Raw genomic sequence first — 13,780 nt, forward strand, 5'->3', positions numbered from 1 at the left:
AGGGCAACACTGATGGCGGGCATGTGCCCGTTTTCCGCTGCCCCGGTGCCGGGCGGCTGCCACGAGGGACGCCAAGCCGGCGCGCTGCCGGGTGTCCTCGATATGGCGCACCCGTGCTACATCACATTGCTCCGGATCGTGGCTGAGGCCGCCCGTGGGGGCATCCGCGCTCATCGGGGACATCAGCACGGGGAGCTGTCCGGCATACCGTTCCGGGCAGCGGGCGCTCCAGGTCACCAGCGCTGCAGAGGTTGTCCCGCAGTTCACAGCGGACCCAGGACCGGACTGCCACCCGGCCTTCCTGGCCCACGAAAAATAGCTGGATCCGCTGGCAGCCGTCGTCCCGCCAGAATGACAACCCGGCCTCAGGAGGCGTGGACCGGTCGAGGGTTCCCCGGGTCCGCGGTGTCAGCTCATCGCATCATTCTCCGACGTCGAGGAGGTCACCGGCGTCGAGGAGGTCCCCGCCGTCGGGAGCACCAATGCGCCCAGGCAGCTGAAGGCGTTCGATCTGCCAGGGCGCTGTCGTCACCGGGACAGCGTATCCGGGGCCGGAACGCAGGAAAGACCGCCCCGCGAATGCGGGACGGTCTTTCCAACTACCTGGTGCTGCTGCCGACTGAACGGCGGCTGCGATTAGACCTCGGTCAGGACCTTGGTGACGTTGGGGTCAACCGAGATGCCCGGGCCGAACGTGGTGGCAACGGTGGCCTTCTGGATGTACCGGCCCTTGGAAGCGGACGGCTTGAGGCGAAGAACCTCTTCCAGGGCGGCGGCGTAGTTCTCCGCCAGCTTGAGGGCGTCGAAGGAAACCTTGCCAATGATGAAGTGCAGGTTGGAGTGCTTGTCGACGCGGAAGTCGATCTTGCCGCCCTTGATGTCGTTGACGGCCTTGGTGACATCAGCGGTCACGGTACCGGTCTTCGGGTTCGGCATCAGGTTACGCGGACCCAGGACCTTGCCAAGACGGCCAACCTTACCCATGAGGTCAGGGGTCGCGACGGCGGCGTCGAAGTCGGTCCAGCCGGCGGCGATCTTCTCGATCAGGTCATCGGAACCAACGAAGTCGGCGCCGGCAGCAATTGCTGCCTCAGCCTTGTCGCCCGTTGCGAAAACGAGAACGCGGGCGGTCTTACCGGTGCCGTGGGGCAGGATAACGGTGCCGCGGACCATCTGATCGGCCTTGCGGGGATCAACGCCGAGGCGGAAAGCGACCTCAACGGTGGCGTCAAACTTGGACGGGTTGGTGTCCTTGGCGAGCGTCACTGCCTCGAACGGCGCGTAGAACTTCTCCGCGTCGATCTTGGCTGCGGCTGCCTCATATGCTTTGCTGCGCTTTGCCATGCTGCTTATTTCTCCTTGTGCAGTTGTGGTCTGCGGACCGCGCTGGGCCCTGCCACAGCCGGGATTCCTGCAAGGAACCGCCGACATTTCAATGTGTAGGTGGTGCCGGTTGCCCGGCGGGGAAGGCTATTAGCCTTCGACGGTGATACCCATGGAGCGGGCGGTGCCGGCGATGATCTTCGCAGCGCCTTCAAGGCTCGTGGCGTTGAGGTCTTCCATCTTGGTGGTGGCGATCTCAATGACCTGGGCCTGGGTCAGCTTGGCGACCTTGACGGTGTGCGGGGTCGGTGAACCCTTGGCCACGCCTGCAGCCTTCTTGATCAGTTCCGCGGCCGGCGGCGTCTTGGTGATGAACGTGAATGAACGGTCCTCGTAGACCGTGATTTCAACCGGAATAACGTTGCCGCGCTGGGCTTCCGTCGCAGCGTTGTACGCCTTGCAGAATTCCATGATGTTGACACCGTGCTGGCCAAGCGCAGGACCGATCGGCGGGGCCGGGTTAGCGGCACCTGCCTGGATCTGCAGCTTGATGAGGCCGGTGACCTTCTTCTTGGGAGCCAATGTAGGGTCCTTCTCTCAATTACTTCCTGGGACACAGGAGCGTGCCTCAGGTTCTTGGCCGCCATGGCGAGGCGACCGGCCGCCCCTGGCTGCTAAAGCAGGCAGCCCGGAGCGAATTCTGTGGGGAAACTAGATCTTGCTGACCTGGTTGAAGGCCAGCGTGACCGGGGTTTCGCGCTCGAAGATGGACACCAGCACCACGAGGGTCTGGGAATCAACCTTGATCTCGGAGATCGTGGCCGGGAGGGTTTCGAACGGACCCTCCTTGACGATGACCGACTCGCCAACCTCGAAGTCGACGTCGATCTGCGCGGCAGCGTGCTTGACCGGCTTGCCCTTCTCGGCCTGCTCTTCTTCGAAGACCGGGGCGAGCATGGAGAAGACCTCATCAAGGCGCAGCGGTACCGGGTTGTGGGCGTTGCCCACGAAGCCGGTGACACCAGGGGTGTGGCGGACCGCGCCCCAGGAGGCATCCGTCAGGTCCATGCGGACCAGAACGTAACCGGGAATGCGGACGCGGTTGATGACCTTGCGCTGAGCGTTCTTGATCTCAACGACTTCTTCCATCGGAACCTGGATTTCGAAGATGTAATCTTCCATGTCCAGGGTCTGGATGCGGGTTTCCAGATTGGCTTTGACCCGGTTTTCGTAGCCGGCGTAGGAGTGGATGACGTACCAGTCACCCTCCTGGCGGCGCAGCTTGGCTTTGAACTCGTCAGCCGGATCCACCTCAGCGGCAGCGGCGGCGGCGGCCAGCGCGTCGTCCGATCCGGCTTCTTCTTCGCCTGCCGGTTCGTCGCCGGCTACTGCGGCGTCAGAGTCCGCTTCGGCCGACTCATCTGCCGCGGCCTCTTCTTCTGCGTCGGCTTCGGCCGTTTGAGCGGCCTCGTCAGCGACGTCGGATGCGGGCGCAGCGGATACGGCCTCGGACAGCTCCCCGGTTTCCACCGCGGCGTCCTGGCTCTTATCCAGCTCAGTCTCAGTTACCTCGAGCTCCTGCTCAGACACTTGGTCTCCTGCTTCCTCATTGCCTAACATGCCTATTTAAATGACTCAATTCCGCACACCCCGCGGCACCGCCGGAATCCCGGGGGTTGTCCACGCAGTCTGCGGACCGGTCGCCTTAGCGGTCGGAGGGGCCCGTGCCGCCGAAGACCCAGCCCACGCCGACCCCGAAAGCCAGATCCAGCACGGTGACGATGAGCATCATGATGACGACGAACACCAGCACCACGAGCGTGTAGTTGATCAGTTCTTTGCGGGTGGGTGCAACGACCTTCTTCAGCTCGCCGATCACCTGGCGGACGAAAAGCGCGATACGAGCGAAGAAGCCTGCCTTGGGGGCATTCTTGGCGGGGCGGCCACTGGAGCTGCTTGCAGCCGTTTCGGTCACCTGGATCTCACTCATCCTCGCAATGTCGGATTTCCCGGCTCTGAACTGAACCATGGTTGCTGCGCTTGTTCCGGAGAAACCGGAACAGCTTGCGCAGGGCAGACAGGACTCGAACCTGCAACCTGCGGTTTTGGAGACCGCTGCGCTACCAATTGCGCCACTACCCTATGGTTCGAAAACCCGCCGCGGCCGGCATCCCAGACTTTCCTGAGGCGCAGACCATCATCGTGTTTTCAACACCGGAGAACCAGTCTACGCAACAACTGCGGCTACGTCGAACCGGCCCCTCCAGGGCGCGCGAGGCCCCCGGAATTCCCGGGCAGGTACCGAACTAATACCGGGAAGTCCGGGTGTGGGGCGGGCCGGACTGCTGGCCGCCGAAGGACCTCGCGGCGAGGCAGTCACATTTTGCCTGCCGGCACCGCAGTCGATCCGGTGAACGGCTTAGAGTAGATTCTGTCGAATCCCCACCAACAGCCACTGAGGCTGCTAGCGAAGAATGGACCCGCGATGCCTGCCGCCCGCATTTCACAGCGAATTTCCGCTATTGCCGAATCCGCCACGTTGGCTGTCGATGCCAAGGCAAAGGCGCTGAAGGCGGCCGGCCGGCCGGTTATTGGCTTCGGCGCCGGCGAGCCGGACTTCCCGACCCCCGATTACATCGTGCAGGCAGCCATCGCCGCCGCGACGCAGCCCAAGTACCACCGGTATTCCCCGGCCGGCGGCCTGCCTGAGCTGAAGCAGGCAATCGCCGAGAAAACATTCCGCGACTCCGGTTACCGGGCCGACGCAGCTCAGGTGCTCGTCACCAATGGCGGCAAGCAGGCCGTGTACAACACCTTCGCCACACTGTTGGATCCGGGCGACGAGGTCATTGTCCCGACGCCGTTCTGGACCACCTACCCGGAGGCCATCCGCCTCGCGGGCGGCGTGCCGGTCGAGGTGTTCGCCGGACCGGAACAGGGGTACCTGGTGACGGTCCAGCAGCTCGAAGCCGCGCTCACGGACCGCACCAAGATCCTCCTTTTTGTCTCCCCCTCCAACCCCACCGGCGCGGTGTACTCCCCGGAGCAGGTCCGCGAGATCGGCCAGTGGGCGGCAGCCAGGGGCCTGTGGGTGGTTACGGATGAGATCTACGAGCACCTGACTTATGACGGGGTGCCGTTCACCTCGATCGCCACGGCCGTTCCGGAGCTCGGTGACAAGGTGGTCATCCTCAACGGTGTGGCGAAGACCTATGCGATGACCGGCTGGCGTGTGGGCTGGATGATCGGCCCGGCCGATGTCATCAAGGCCGCCACGAACCTGCAGTCGCACGCCACCTCCAATGTCTCGAACATTCCGCAGATGGCGGCCCTCGCTGCGGTCTCGGGCCCCCTGACCGCCGTCGATGAGATGAAGCTCGCTTTCGACCGGCGCCGGAAAGCCATCGTGGCCGGGCTGAACGCAATCGAGGGTGTGGAATGCCCGACGCCGACGGGCGCCTTCTACGTCTACGCCGACGTCCGCGCCCTCCTTGGGAAGGAGTTTCCCTCCGCGAACGGGCCTGTCCGGCCGTCGACGTCCGCGGAGCTGGCTGCCCTGATCCTTGATGAAGTCGAGGTGGCTGTAGTTCCGGGTGAGGCTTTCGGCCCGTCCGGCTATCTGCGCCTCTCCTATGCCCTGGGCGACGATGACCTCGCAACCGGCGTCGCGCGCCTGCAGGACTTCCTCGGCGAGGCCAAGTAACGACCCGCCCGCAGGTTTCGCAACGCGGAGACGAACGCTCCGCACTTTTGCCGCACGAAACCCGAGCGCTCCCGCAGCCGTCGCCTGCTGCTGCGGGAGCGTCCGCCGGATAGCCGGCGGAAGTGCGGGAGCGTCGGTTTTGGTGGCGTCCCGGGTCAGAGGAGCCTGCGTTCGGCGGCCCAGCGGGTAAGTTCGTGGCGGCTGGAGAGCTGGAGCTTGCGTAAGACCGCGGAGACATGTGTCTCGACCGTCTTAATGGAAATGAAGAGCCCCTTGGCGACTTCCTTGTAGCTGTAGCCGCGCGCGATGAGCCGCATCACCTCCAGTTCCCGGACGGACAGCCTGTCCAGTTCGTCGTCGGCAATGTCGGCCGGGGCGGTCCCGAAGGCATCCAGGACGAACCCTGCCAGCCGGGGCGAAAAGACAGCGTCCCCGCCGGCCACCCGGCGGACGGCGTCGGAAATCCCGGCGCCGGAGATGGTTTTTGTGACATAGCCGCGGGCCCCGGCGCGGATAACCGAGACAACGTCCTCGGCCGCGTCCGAGACGCTCAAGGCAAGGAACCGGGTGCTGCCCATCAAGGGCGCCGAACTGGCGAGCACCTCGCGTCCTCCACCGCCCAGCCCGCCGGGCAAGTGGACATCGAGGAGCACGACGTCGGGCCGTACCGCTGCGATCACGGCAAGGGCCTCTTCCACCGTCCCGGCCTCCCCCGCGACCTCGATGGCCGGGTCCAGGTCGGCTTTCAGACCCGAGCGGAAGATCGCATGGTCATCCACGATCACCACGCGGATGACGGGCGGGGCAGCCTCCGCTTCGGCGTTGGTCACAATGTTGCCTCTCGATTGCTGTTGTTGTTGGCGGCGGCGCCGATGGATGGTCCGGCCGAGAGCGGCAGCCTCAGCCGGACCTCGGTGCCCTCCGGGCTGCTGCTGATGCCGGCGGTACCGCCGTGGCGTTTCATCCGGCCCATAATGGATTCCCGGATTCCCAGCCTGTCAGTCGGGACAGCGTCCGGGTCGAAGCCGGGGCCGCGGTCCTTGACGAAGACCTCGGCCGCACCATCGGTGACTTCCAGGTACACCGACACGGCGCCCCCGCCGTGGCGGGCCGCGTTCAGCATCGCCTCACGCGCGGCCTGCACGAGCGCCTCCAGGCTTTCAGTCATGGCACAGTCACCCACGGCCACCACCTCCACCGCGTTGCCCAGGGTGTCCTCCACTTCTGCAGCTGCAGCTTTGACGCCCTCGGACAATTGACCCGCGTCCTTGCCCGGATCCCGGTACAGCCAGCCGCGCAACTCGCGCTCCTGGGCGCGGGCGAGGCGGACGACGTCGGTCTCGTTGCCGGCGCGCCGCTGGATCAGTGCAAGTGTCTGCAGTACGGAGTCGTGGAGGTGCGCGGCGATCTCGGCGCGTTCGGTGGCACGGACCCGGCCGGCGCGTTCTGTTTCCAGATCGCGCCAGAACTTCAGCCCCCAGGGCAGCAGGACCAGGGCCACTCCGCCCAGCACTGCCACCGAGGCCAGCAACGCAAGCCAGGTCTGTTCCCAGGAACCGGAGCCGGACACCATGAGCAGGACCCCGGTCACCACCAGGGCCAGTCCGGCGGCCAGCCTGGCCCAGCCGCCGGCCTGGTCCGCCTTCGTGCGGTCCACAAGGCCAGCCCGCCGTGTCTCGTCCAACTGCATCCACGCGATTGCGGCGCCACCCAGGATGGCCGCAACAGGGATCAAGGTGCCGAGGGGAACCTCCACGCCGAGCAGGCGGGCGATCAGGATGCCGGCGGCCAGCAGCAGGCCCGCCCCGAGGAGGATCTCCTTGCCGTAACGCATGGCGGTGACCCGTCCCTGCCAGGAATTGGCGGACGGGTTGCCTCCCACGGCGGTGGTGGGTCCCGCTGCTGGACTTCCCGCCGCTGCCCCTGCGGCCGCCGGCCCCGGGAAGGTTGCCGCCGTCGGGTGCCACTGACGGGAGCCGGCATTGGGTCCCGGGTACGGCTCGCTCACCGCGGGAGCGATGGGCGACGCCGGGCGGCGGGCGTTGCGTTTGGCGCTTTCGTCCGCGGTGGGGACCATAATCCACAGCCAGGCGTAGAACGCGATGCCGGCGCCGCCGGCGAGCGCCGCAATCGCCATGCCGATCCGCACCATCTTCACCGGCCAGCCCAGGTGCAGCGCGAGGCCGGCGCAGACGCCGGCGATCACCCGGTCGCCGCCGCGGACCAGCGGCGGGCGGGAAGCGGCGGTTGTCATGCGTCAATCCAAACACGGATCAGGGCTCCCCGGAGGTGTGGCCGGCGCGAACCGGGGGCGACTCAGGGGCGGTTCAGGGTGTTCCCCAGTAGAGCGGATCCGGAACGGGCGGGAGGATCGAAGTATGAATCCGCACACTGAGCACCCCGATGACGGTCCCGCCCCGGCGGGCGGCACCGCCGGACAATCTGCCGGACAATCGCTTGGGCCCGTCGCGGCGCCCGTCCCGGACCAAACGACCGGGCAGCCCGGGGCGCCCGTCGCGGACCAAACGACCGGGCAGCCCGGGGCGCCCTCCGCGGGGATCCCAGCAGAGACTGCCGCGACCGCACCGGTGGACATGTCCGCGACCCTTCCGTTGGACTTTTCCGCCGGCGCCGGCGCAGGAACTCCTCCGCCACCGCCCTATCTCGGCCCGTCCTTCGGCCCGTCCTTCGGCCCGACACCCCCGCCGGCTGGCAGCCAGCCGGGGAACTTCTTCGATTGGATCCGCCGCCAGGGCGTCCGCCGCGGCCGGGAGCGGTGGGTCGGCGGGGTGGCCAGCGGCATCGCCGAGCGCTTCGGCGTCGACCCGCTCATTGTCCGCGGCATCCTCATTGTCCTGACCGTCTTCGCCGGCGTAGGCGTCGTCCTCTACGGCATCGCATGGGCACTCCTGCCCGAACCCGACGGCCGGATCCACGTCCAGGAAGCGGCCGCAGGCCGCTGGTCGTCAGGGATGACGGGGGCCCTGATCACCACAGTGATCGGCTTCCCCAGCCTGGGCACCGGGTTTTGGGGCTGGGACCGTTACGGCGTGGGCCCGTTCATCTGGACCGTTTTCTGGGTGGGTGGGGTCATCTACCTCATTTACTACCTGACCCAGCGCAACAAATCCCGGGATGAAGGAACCCCCATGACAGCCACCCCCCCGACGGGTCCCTATACAGCGGCGGATTACCGCGGAACGCCCTTCCCCGGCTACGGCGGCCCGCCAGCGTCCGCAGCCGGTTGGGGCACGCCCCCGCCGTCCACTCCCGCCCCACCGCCCGGCGGCGGCTACCCTCCGGTCCCCGGCGGGCCATCCGTCCCGCCGGTCAAATCCCGGACCCCCGGTCCCGGCTCTCCCGCAGTGGCGGTGACCGTTGGCCTGGCGCTGCTGGTGGGCGGCGGCCTCAAAGCCCTCGACGCCGCGAACGTCATCGATCTCGGCACCTCCAGCAACGCCATCGTCTGGGCCAGCGGCGCCGTCATCCTGGGTCTCGGCATCCTCGTGTCCGGGTTCAGGGGCCGTACCTCGGGCATCCTTGGGTTCTTCGCCGCGGTGGCCCTGATCGTGGGCGGCATCTTCAATGTCCTCCCCAACGGGGACCGCTTCCGCCCGCAAAACGCCGACTGGTACCCGGCGAGCATCGACCAGGCCCGCGGCGGGTTCGACATCACCGCCGGAACCGGAACCGTGGACCTGACCCGGCTCGCGCTGAACCCTCCGTTGGGAACGGACCTTGTGGTCCCTATCGACGCCACGGCCAGCAACCTCACGGTGGTCATCCCGGACACGGTACCGGTGGAGGTCCGCGCCGACATCACCATGGGCAACCTCAATGAAGGCAGCCAAAGCCACGGAGGCATGACCAGCCAGCAGCGCACCTACAACACCGGCAAGCCGGGGGCGGCGCTGATCGTCACCATCGACGGCACCTTCAGCAACGTCACCATCAAGGAAGGCAACTGACATGAGTACTTACGACGCGCCGGCCAGTGGGCGGAAAGGCAGCAGTCCGGGCGCCCCGTCCGGTCCCGACGTACCGCAGCAGGACTCCTCACCCCGCGTGGGTACCGTGGTCTGGGGGCTGATCGTGGTGGCCCTCGCAGCGCTCATCATCGTCGCCCAACTCGGCATCGTGGCCCTCAATGGCACCTACGTGCTGATCGGCCTGATGATCGGCGCGGGCGCCGCACTCGTGGTCGGCGGGCTGATGTCCGCCCGCGGACGTGACAAAGCCACCTCAACACGGAAGTCTTAGGCCATGGAAAAGTTCTACAGCACCGTTAGGGGCCTCGGCCTGAAACGTGGTCCGCAGCGTTGGTTGGGCGGAGTCTGTGGCGGCATCGCCGCCAAGCTCAATGTGGACGTGGCGTTCGTCCGGATTGCTTTCCTGCTCTTCGCGCTGCTCCCCGGACCGGCATTTGTGTTCTATCTCGTGGCCTGGCTGCTCCTGCCCGACCAGCGAAACGGCATCGTCCTTGAGTCATTCCTGGCGAACCGCTCAGCGCGCCCGTAAGAACACCTGTCCCGAAGAAAGAACGACTGCCCGAAACGAACCCCTGTGCCCCTGCCTCCGGCGGGGGCATCTCGGCATGGCCACCGTTTGTGTCCTGCCCCACATGCGCCACTAGACTCTAGGGTGAGCTCAGCGTGGCGCTCTGCCTGTACACCTTCGAACCAGGATTTGAGCCGAGACATGAAAATAGGAATCCTCACCAGTGGCGGCGACTGCCCCGGGCTGAACGCCGTCATCCGCGGCGCCGTCCTGAAGGGCATCGCCGTCCATGGCCACGAATTCGTGGGGTTCCTGGACGGCTGGCGCGGCGTCGTCGAGGGCGACACCATCGAGATCCCCCGCACCATGGTCCGCGGCATCGCCAAGCAGGGCGGGACCATCCTGGGCACCTCCCGCACCAACCCGTTTGAAAACAACGGCGGCCCCGAAGTCATCAAGGCCAACATGGACCGGTTGGGCATCGACGCCCTTATTGCCATTGGCGGCGAAGGTACCCTGGCCGCAGCCAAACGCCTCACGGACGCCGGGCTGAAGATCGTCGGGGTTCCCAAGACCGTCGACAACGACCTCGACGCCACGGACTACACCTTCGGTTTTGACACGGCCGTGGAAATCGCCACCGAGGCGATCGACCGCCTGCGGACCACGGGAGAATCGCATCACCGCTGCATGATCGCGGAGGTGATGGGCCGCCACGTGGGCTGGATCGCCCTGCACGCCGGCATGGCCTCGGGTGCCCACGCCATCCTGATCCCGGAGCAGAAAGCCTCCATGAAGCAGATCGCCGAATGGGTCACCTCGGCCCGCGACCGTGGCCGCGCCCCGCTCGTGGTGGTGGCGGAAGGATTCGTCCCGGACGATCAGGAAACCCCGCACTCAGAACGCGGGCTGGATACCTTTGGCCGTCCGCGCCTCGGCGGAATCTCCGAGCGGCTGGCTCCCGAGCTTGAGGCCATGACCGGCATCGAGACCCGGGCGACTGTCCTGGGCCATATCCAGCGCGGCGGCGTCCCGACCGCGTTCGACCGTGTGCTGGCCACCCGCCTGGGCATGGCCGCGATCGACTCGGTCGTCGAACAGCGCTGGGGCACCATGGTGTCCCTGAACGGAACCGACATCGTCCATGTTGGCTTCGACGCCGCCCTGGGCAACCTCAAGACGGTCCCGCAATACCGTTACGACGAGGCCGCCGTCCTCTTCGGCTGAGCCCCGGACGGGCGACGCCACACCGGTGGGTAGGGTGGATGCATGACACTTGAGCCCGGTTCGGTCGCCATCATCCAGCTCGCCTGGGCCCGCCGTCTGGGACTCGACGACGACGCGTTCGCTACTGCCGCGGGCGAACGCATCTTCCATGCCGACGATTCCGCCCGGGCTGTCCACTTCGTTCGGCTGTTCGGCAATTCCGCTCTGGTGGGCCCGCAATGGGTGCTCGACGCCGCCGCCGGGCTGCCCGACGGCGATCTGGCGCAGCACGGCACCCTGCTGACCCTTACGCGGGACCACGGCGGGCACGGGCTCGGAGCCTCGGCACTGTTCTTTGCGGACGACCTGCCCCTGCGCCAGCCCTCCGGCGAACTGACCGTCTCGCAGGGAAGCCCGGAAGCAGTGGAGCTGGAAGCCTTCTGCCCGCCGGACGACGTCAACGAAGTAAGCCTCTCGGACCTGGAGCACCGCTTCACCATCATGCACATGGAGGACGCCCGGCGGACCCCGGTGGCCTGCGGAGCCTACACCGAGTGGGAGGGCATCCTGGCCCAAATGGGGGTGCTGGTGGCCCCGCAATGGCGCCGCCGCGGGCTGGGCTCCCTGGCCGCCTCAGTAGCGGCACACGAAGCCCTCGCCTCCGGGCTGACACTGCAGTGGCGCGCCGAGGTCAGCAACAAAGGGTCCCTGGCCGTCGCCCGCAGCCTGGGTTTCACCGCCGGCGGCATCCAAACCAGTGTGCTGCTGGGCTGACCCGGCAGCACACCGGTTCAGCGTCAGCGGGACTTTACTGCGGACCCCTCAGGCGTTGCCGGAGCAGAAGCAGGCGCGCCCCAGCTTTGCACCGGCTGGGGCTTGGCGAAGAACAGCGCCACCGCCGCGCCGACCAGGATGACGGCAGCGGGCAACAGGATGGACTGGCCCATCGCCGTTGAGAATCCCTCCTGCAGCGCCTCGGGCAGCGCACCGCCGAAGGCCATGGGGCTGGCCTCGCCGGAGGCACCCGGGGCGGCCGGAAGCTCTGCCGCGAGCCGGGACTGGATCAGGACGGCAATGGCGGCACTGCCCAAAACGGCTCCGATCTGCCGGGTGGTGTTGTAGACACCCGAGCCGGCGCCCGCCTGGCGTGGGGGCAGATTGCGGGTGGCCGTAGAGCTCAGGGGGGCCCAAATGCCCGCGTTCGCGAACCCCAGCACCGCGCTGGGCAGCAGGAACAGCCAAATCGGCGTGTCCGGGTGCATCAGGGTCGCGTTCCAGACCAGCGCCACCGACATCAGGACCAGCCCGGCCGCGGTGATGAACTTCGGGTTGACCCGGTCGATGATCTTGCCGACCACCGGCGCGAGGCCACCGGAAATCAAGGCCATCGGGACCATCATGAGCGCGGACTCGGTGGGGGTCAGGCCACGGACGATCTGGTAGTAGAAGATCAACGGCAGGCTGAACGCAGTCACCGTGAAACCGACGGTGGTGATGCTGATATTGGCCAGCGAGAAGTTGCGGTCCTTGAACAGGGACAGCGGCAGGAGCGGTTCACCCTTGTTCAGCTTCTGCCAGACGACGAAGACCACCAGGACGGCGATCCCGGCGATTATGAGCCCCCATACCGTGATGGGACCGGCGATGGTGCCCCAGTTGTAGGTCTCGCCCTCCTGGATGCCGAACACCAGCAGGAACAGCCCGACCGCACTGAGCAGCACACCGGGGATGTCGAACTTGTGCGGGTGGGTGCTCAGGGACGGCACGTAGCGCAGGGCCAGGAAGAACCCGACGACTCCCACCGGGAGGTTGATGAAGAAAATCCATTCCCAGCCGAGACCGTCGACGAGAACGCCGCCAAGGATCGGTCCCACGAGGGTGGCGACGCCGGCAGTGGCACCCCAGATGCCCATCGCAGCTCCGCGCCGGTCCGGCGGGAAGATCCGGGTGATCACGGCCATGGTCTGCGGCGTCATCAACGCCGCTCCGAAGCCCTGGAAGACGCGGGCCAGAATCAGCGTCTCCACGTTCCCGGAGAGCCCGCACCACAGGGAAGCCAGCGTGAAGACGACCAGCCCCGTCAGGTAGAGCTTCTTCGGGCCGAAACGGTCGCCCAGCCGGCCGGTGATCAGCAGCGGCACGGCGTAGGCCAGCAGGTAGGCACTGGTTACCCAGATGACTGAGTTGATGTCAGCGTTCAAGCCCTCCATGATGCGGGGATTGGCCACCGAGACAATAGTGGTGTCGATCAGGATCATAAAGAACCCGATCACGAGTGACCACAGCGCCGGCCACGGCCTGGCAACGATTTCCATGGGATTCCTTTGAGGTTGAGGAGGTTTAAAGTGTGCGGCGAAGGGTGTTCGTCGGCGCCGGGGTCCGGGATGGGCTACCAGGGAAGTCGGCCGCTGTGCAGCCGGTCCTGCAGGTCCCGGATCCAGCCGATTTCGGCGGTCACCATGACTTGCTGGTAATCCATGTCGATCCAGTACTTGCGCTCGACACCCTTGGTCCGGAGCCGGTCCTCGCCCGCGGAAAGGAACTCCAACTGCTCCGTCAAACCCTTGAGACGGCGGTCGAGCAGTTCGGTTACCACCCCGGCCGGCAGGTTGTACGCCTCCGAGACAGCCAGCGGAAACGCCGGGTACTCGTTGACGGGACTGGACAGCATGTCCTGGATCCTGCGGGTCAGGGCTTCCCGCCCTGCCTCGGAAATCTCGTAGGTGGTGCGTTCCGGACGGTTGCCCTCGCGGTCGGTGCCGGCTGCTGCCACCAGGCCCTGCTCTTCAAGCCGTCCGACGGCGTGGTACAGCGTTCCCGGCCGGACCTTGAGGAGGCGGTCCTCATGCCGCGCCATCAAAAGCTGGTACATCTCGTACGGATGCATGGGCTCCTCGACCAGCAGGGACAGTGCGGCAACGCCGAGCGGTGTCAGGGGTGCGGTTCGGGTCATGAGGCCTTGTCCTTTCCGCGAAGCGTCCTGCGGCGGCGCCATCGGCACCAACCTTATTCCACAGGAACTATTCCACATGGAGTATTACGACGCAAGAG

At 66.5% G+C, this 13,780-nt stretch carries 14 protein-coding genes and 1 tRNA gene; 6 read left to right on the forward strand and 9 right to left on the reverse strand.

What is annotated here, in order from left to right; genetic code table 11:
• Positions 1 to 636: 636 nt before the first annotated feature.
• The 5 genes from rplA to VUN84_14030 all read right to left on the reverse strand — a co-directional run bounded on the left by rplA (position 637) and on the right by VUN84_14030 (position 3,465).
• Positions 637 to 1,344 carry a 50S ribosomal protein L1 gene (gene rplA, locus VUN84_14010; GenBank protein ID XAS63402.1) on the reverse strand — a complete coding sequence of 236 codons (708 nt, stop codon included), beginning with the start codon at positions 1,342 to 1,344 and terminating at the stop codon, positions 637 to 639.
• A 129-nt stretch (positions 1,345 to 1,473) separates the two neighbouring features.
• Positions 1,474 to 1,905 carry a 50S ribosomal protein L11 gene (gene rplK / locus VUN84_14015; protein ID XAS63403.1) on the reverse strand — a complete coding sequence of 144 codons (432 nt, stop codon included), beginning with the start codon at positions 1,903 to 1,905 and terminating at the stop codon, positions 1,474 to 1,476.
• A gap of 129 nt (positions 1,906 to 2,034) precedes the next feature.
• Entirely contained in the window at positions 2,035 to 2,913 is an 879-nt protein-coding gene (gene nusG, locus VUN84_14020; GenBank protein ID XAS63404.1) for a transcription termination/antitermination protein NusG, read from the reverse strand.
• 115 nt (positions 2,914 to 3,028) lie between these two features.
• Complete coding sequence (secE, locus tag VUN84_14025) at positions 3,029 to 3,313, reverse strand: preprotein translocase subunit SecE (GenBank protein XAS63405.1); 285 nt, start codon at positions 3,311 to 3,313, stop codon at positions 3,029 to 3,031.
• A gap of 79 nt (positions 3,314 to 3,392) precedes the next feature.
• Positions 3,393 to 3,465: transfer RNA gene (locus VUN84_14030), tRNA-Trp, on the reverse strand.
• A 343-nt stretch (positions 3,466 to 3,808) separates the two neighbouring features.
• On the opposite strand from VUN84_14030, the gene VUN84_14035 reads away from it, so the two are divergent.
• The gene (locus VUN84_14035) at positions 3,809 to 5,026 is read left to right on the forward strand and encodes a pyridoxal phosphate-dependent aminotransferase (protein XAS63406.1); all 1,218 of its coding nucleotides are present in this window, start codon (positions 3,809 to 3,811) and stop codon (positions 5,024 to 5,026) included.
• A 155-nt stretch (positions 5,027 to 5,181) separates the two neighbouring features.
• Here VUN84_14035 and VUN84_14040 read toward each other — a convergent pair whose 3' ends face one another.
• Both VUN84_14040 and VUN84_14045 read right to left on the reverse strand, forming a co-directional pair.
• Positions 5,182 to 5,856, reverse strand: coding sequence for a response regulator transcription factor (locus VUN84_14040; GenBank protein XAS63407.1), 675 nt, complete (start codon positions 5,854 to 5,856; stop codon positions 5,182 to 5,184).
• Positions 5,853 to 7,280: a PspC domain-containing protein gene (locus VUN84_14045; GenBank protein ID XAS63408.1), complete on the reverse strand. Its 1,428-nt coding sequence runs from the start codon at positions 7,278 to 7,280 to the stop codon at positions 5,853 to 5,855. Before VUN84_14045 ends, VUN84_14040 begins: the two co-directional genes overlap by 4 nt.
• A gap of 124 nt (positions 7,281 to 7,404) precedes the next feature.
• Between VUN84_14045 and VUN84_14050 the strand changes: the two genes are divergently transcribed.
• From VUN84_14050 to VUN84_14070, 5 genes are all read left to right on the forward strand, one after another.
• On the forward strand, positions 7,405 to 8,994 hold the full coding sequence (locus VUN84_14050) for a PspC domain-containing protein (GenBank protein ID XAS63409.1): 1,590 nt from the start codon (positions 7,405 to 7,407) through the stop codon (positions 8,992 to 8,994).
• A gap of 1 nt (position 8,995) precedes the next feature.
• Entirely contained in the window at positions 8,996 to 9,286 is a 291-nt protein-coding gene (locus VUN84_14055) for a hypothetical protein (GenBank protein ID XAS63410.1), read from the forward strand.
• Positions 9,287 to 9,289: 3 nt separating this feature from the next.
• Positions 9,290 to 9,544 carry a PspC domain-containing protein gene (locus VUN84_14060; protein ID XAS63411.1) on the forward strand — a complete coding sequence of 85 codons (255 nt, stop codon included), beginning with the start codon at positions 9,290 to 9,292 and terminating at the stop codon, positions 9,542 to 9,544.
• A 180-nt stretch (positions 9,545 to 9,724) separates the two neighbouring features.
• Positions 9,725 to 10,750 carry a 6-phosphofructokinase gene (locus VUN84_14065; GenBank protein XAS63412.1) on the forward strand — a complete coding sequence of 342 codons (1,026 nt, stop codon included), beginning with the start codon at positions 9,725 to 9,727 and terminating at the stop codon, positions 10,748 to 10,750.
• 42 nt (positions 10,751 to 10,792) lie between these two features.
• Positions 10,793 to 11,503 carry a GNAT family N-acetyltransferase gene (locus VUN84_14070; GenBank protein XAS63413.1) on the forward strand — a complete coding sequence of 237 codons (711 nt, stop codon included), beginning with the start codon at positions 10,793 to 10,795 and terminating at the stop codon, positions 11,501 to 11,503.
• 23 nt (positions 11,504 to 11,526) lie between these two features.
• Here VUN84_14070 and VUN84_14075 read toward each other — a convergent pair whose 3' ends face one another.
• Complete coding sequence (locus VUN84_14075; GenBank protein XAS63414.1) at positions 11,527 to 13,044, reverse strand: DHA2 family efflux MFS transporter permease subunit; 1,518 nt, start codon at positions 13,042 to 13,044, stop codon at positions 11,527 to 11,529.
• A gap of 74 nt (positions 13,045 to 13,118) precedes the next feature.
• A complete protein-coding gene (locus tag VUN84_14080) occupies positions 13,119 to 13,682 on the reverse strand; it encodes a PadR family transcriptional regulator (GenBank protein XAS63415.1) in 564 nt (187 codons plus the stop codon).
• Positions 13,683 to 13,780 lie beyond the last annotated feature (98 nt).

The organism is Micrococcaceae bacterium Sec5.8 (assembly GCA_039636775.1).
Classification (GTDB): domain Bacteria; phylum Actinomycetota; class Actinomycetes; order Actinomycetales; family Micrococcaceae; genus Arthrobacter.

Excerpts from the sequence above, each read along its gene's own strand:
- VUN84_14065 (XAS63412.1), top strand. The coding sequence starts at position 9,725 with ATGAAAATAGGAATCCTCACCAGTGGCGGCGACTGCCCCGGGCTGAAC.
- VUN84_14080 (XAS63415.1), bottom strand. The coding sequence starts at position 13,682 with ATGACCCGAACCGCACCCCTGACACCGCTCGGCGTTGCCGCACTGTCC.
- secE (XAS63405.1), bottom strand. The coding sequence starts at position 3,313 with ATGAGTGAGATCCAGGTGACCGAAACGGCTGCAAGCAGCTCCAGTGGC.
- rplA (XAS63402.1), bottom strand. The coding sequence starts at position 1,344 with ATGGCAAAGCGCAGCAAAGCATATGAGGCAGCCGCAGCCAAGATCGAC.
- VUN84_14035 (XAS63406.1), top strand. The coding sequence starts at position 3,809 with ATGCCTGCCGCCCGCATTTCACAGCGAATTTCCGCTATTGCCGAATCC.
- VUN84_14070 (XAS63413.1), top strand. The coding sequence starts at position 10,793 with ATGACACTTGAGCCCGGTTCGGTCGCCATCATCCAGCTCGCCTGGGCC.
- VUN84_14055 (XAS63410.1), top strand. The coding sequence starts at position 8,996 with ATGAGTACTTACGACGCGCCGGCCAGTGGGCGGAAAGGCAGCAGTCCG.
- VUN84_14045 (XAS63408.1), bottom strand. The coding sequence starts at position 7,280 with ATGACAACCGCCGCTTCCCGCCCGCCGCTGGTCCGCGGCGGCGACCGG.
- VUN84_14050 (XAS63409.1), top strand. The coding sequence starts at position 7,405 with ATGAATCCGCACACTGAGCACCCCGATGACGGTCCCGCCCCGGCGGGC.
- VUN84_14060 (XAS63411.1), top strand. The coding sequence starts at position 9,290 with ATGGAAAAGTTCTACAGCACCGTTAGGGGCCTCGGCCTGAAACGTGGT.
- VUN84_14075 (XAS63414.1), bottom strand. The coding sequence starts at position 13,044 with ATGGAAATCGTTGCCAGGCCGTGGCCGGCGCTGTGGTCACTCGTGATC.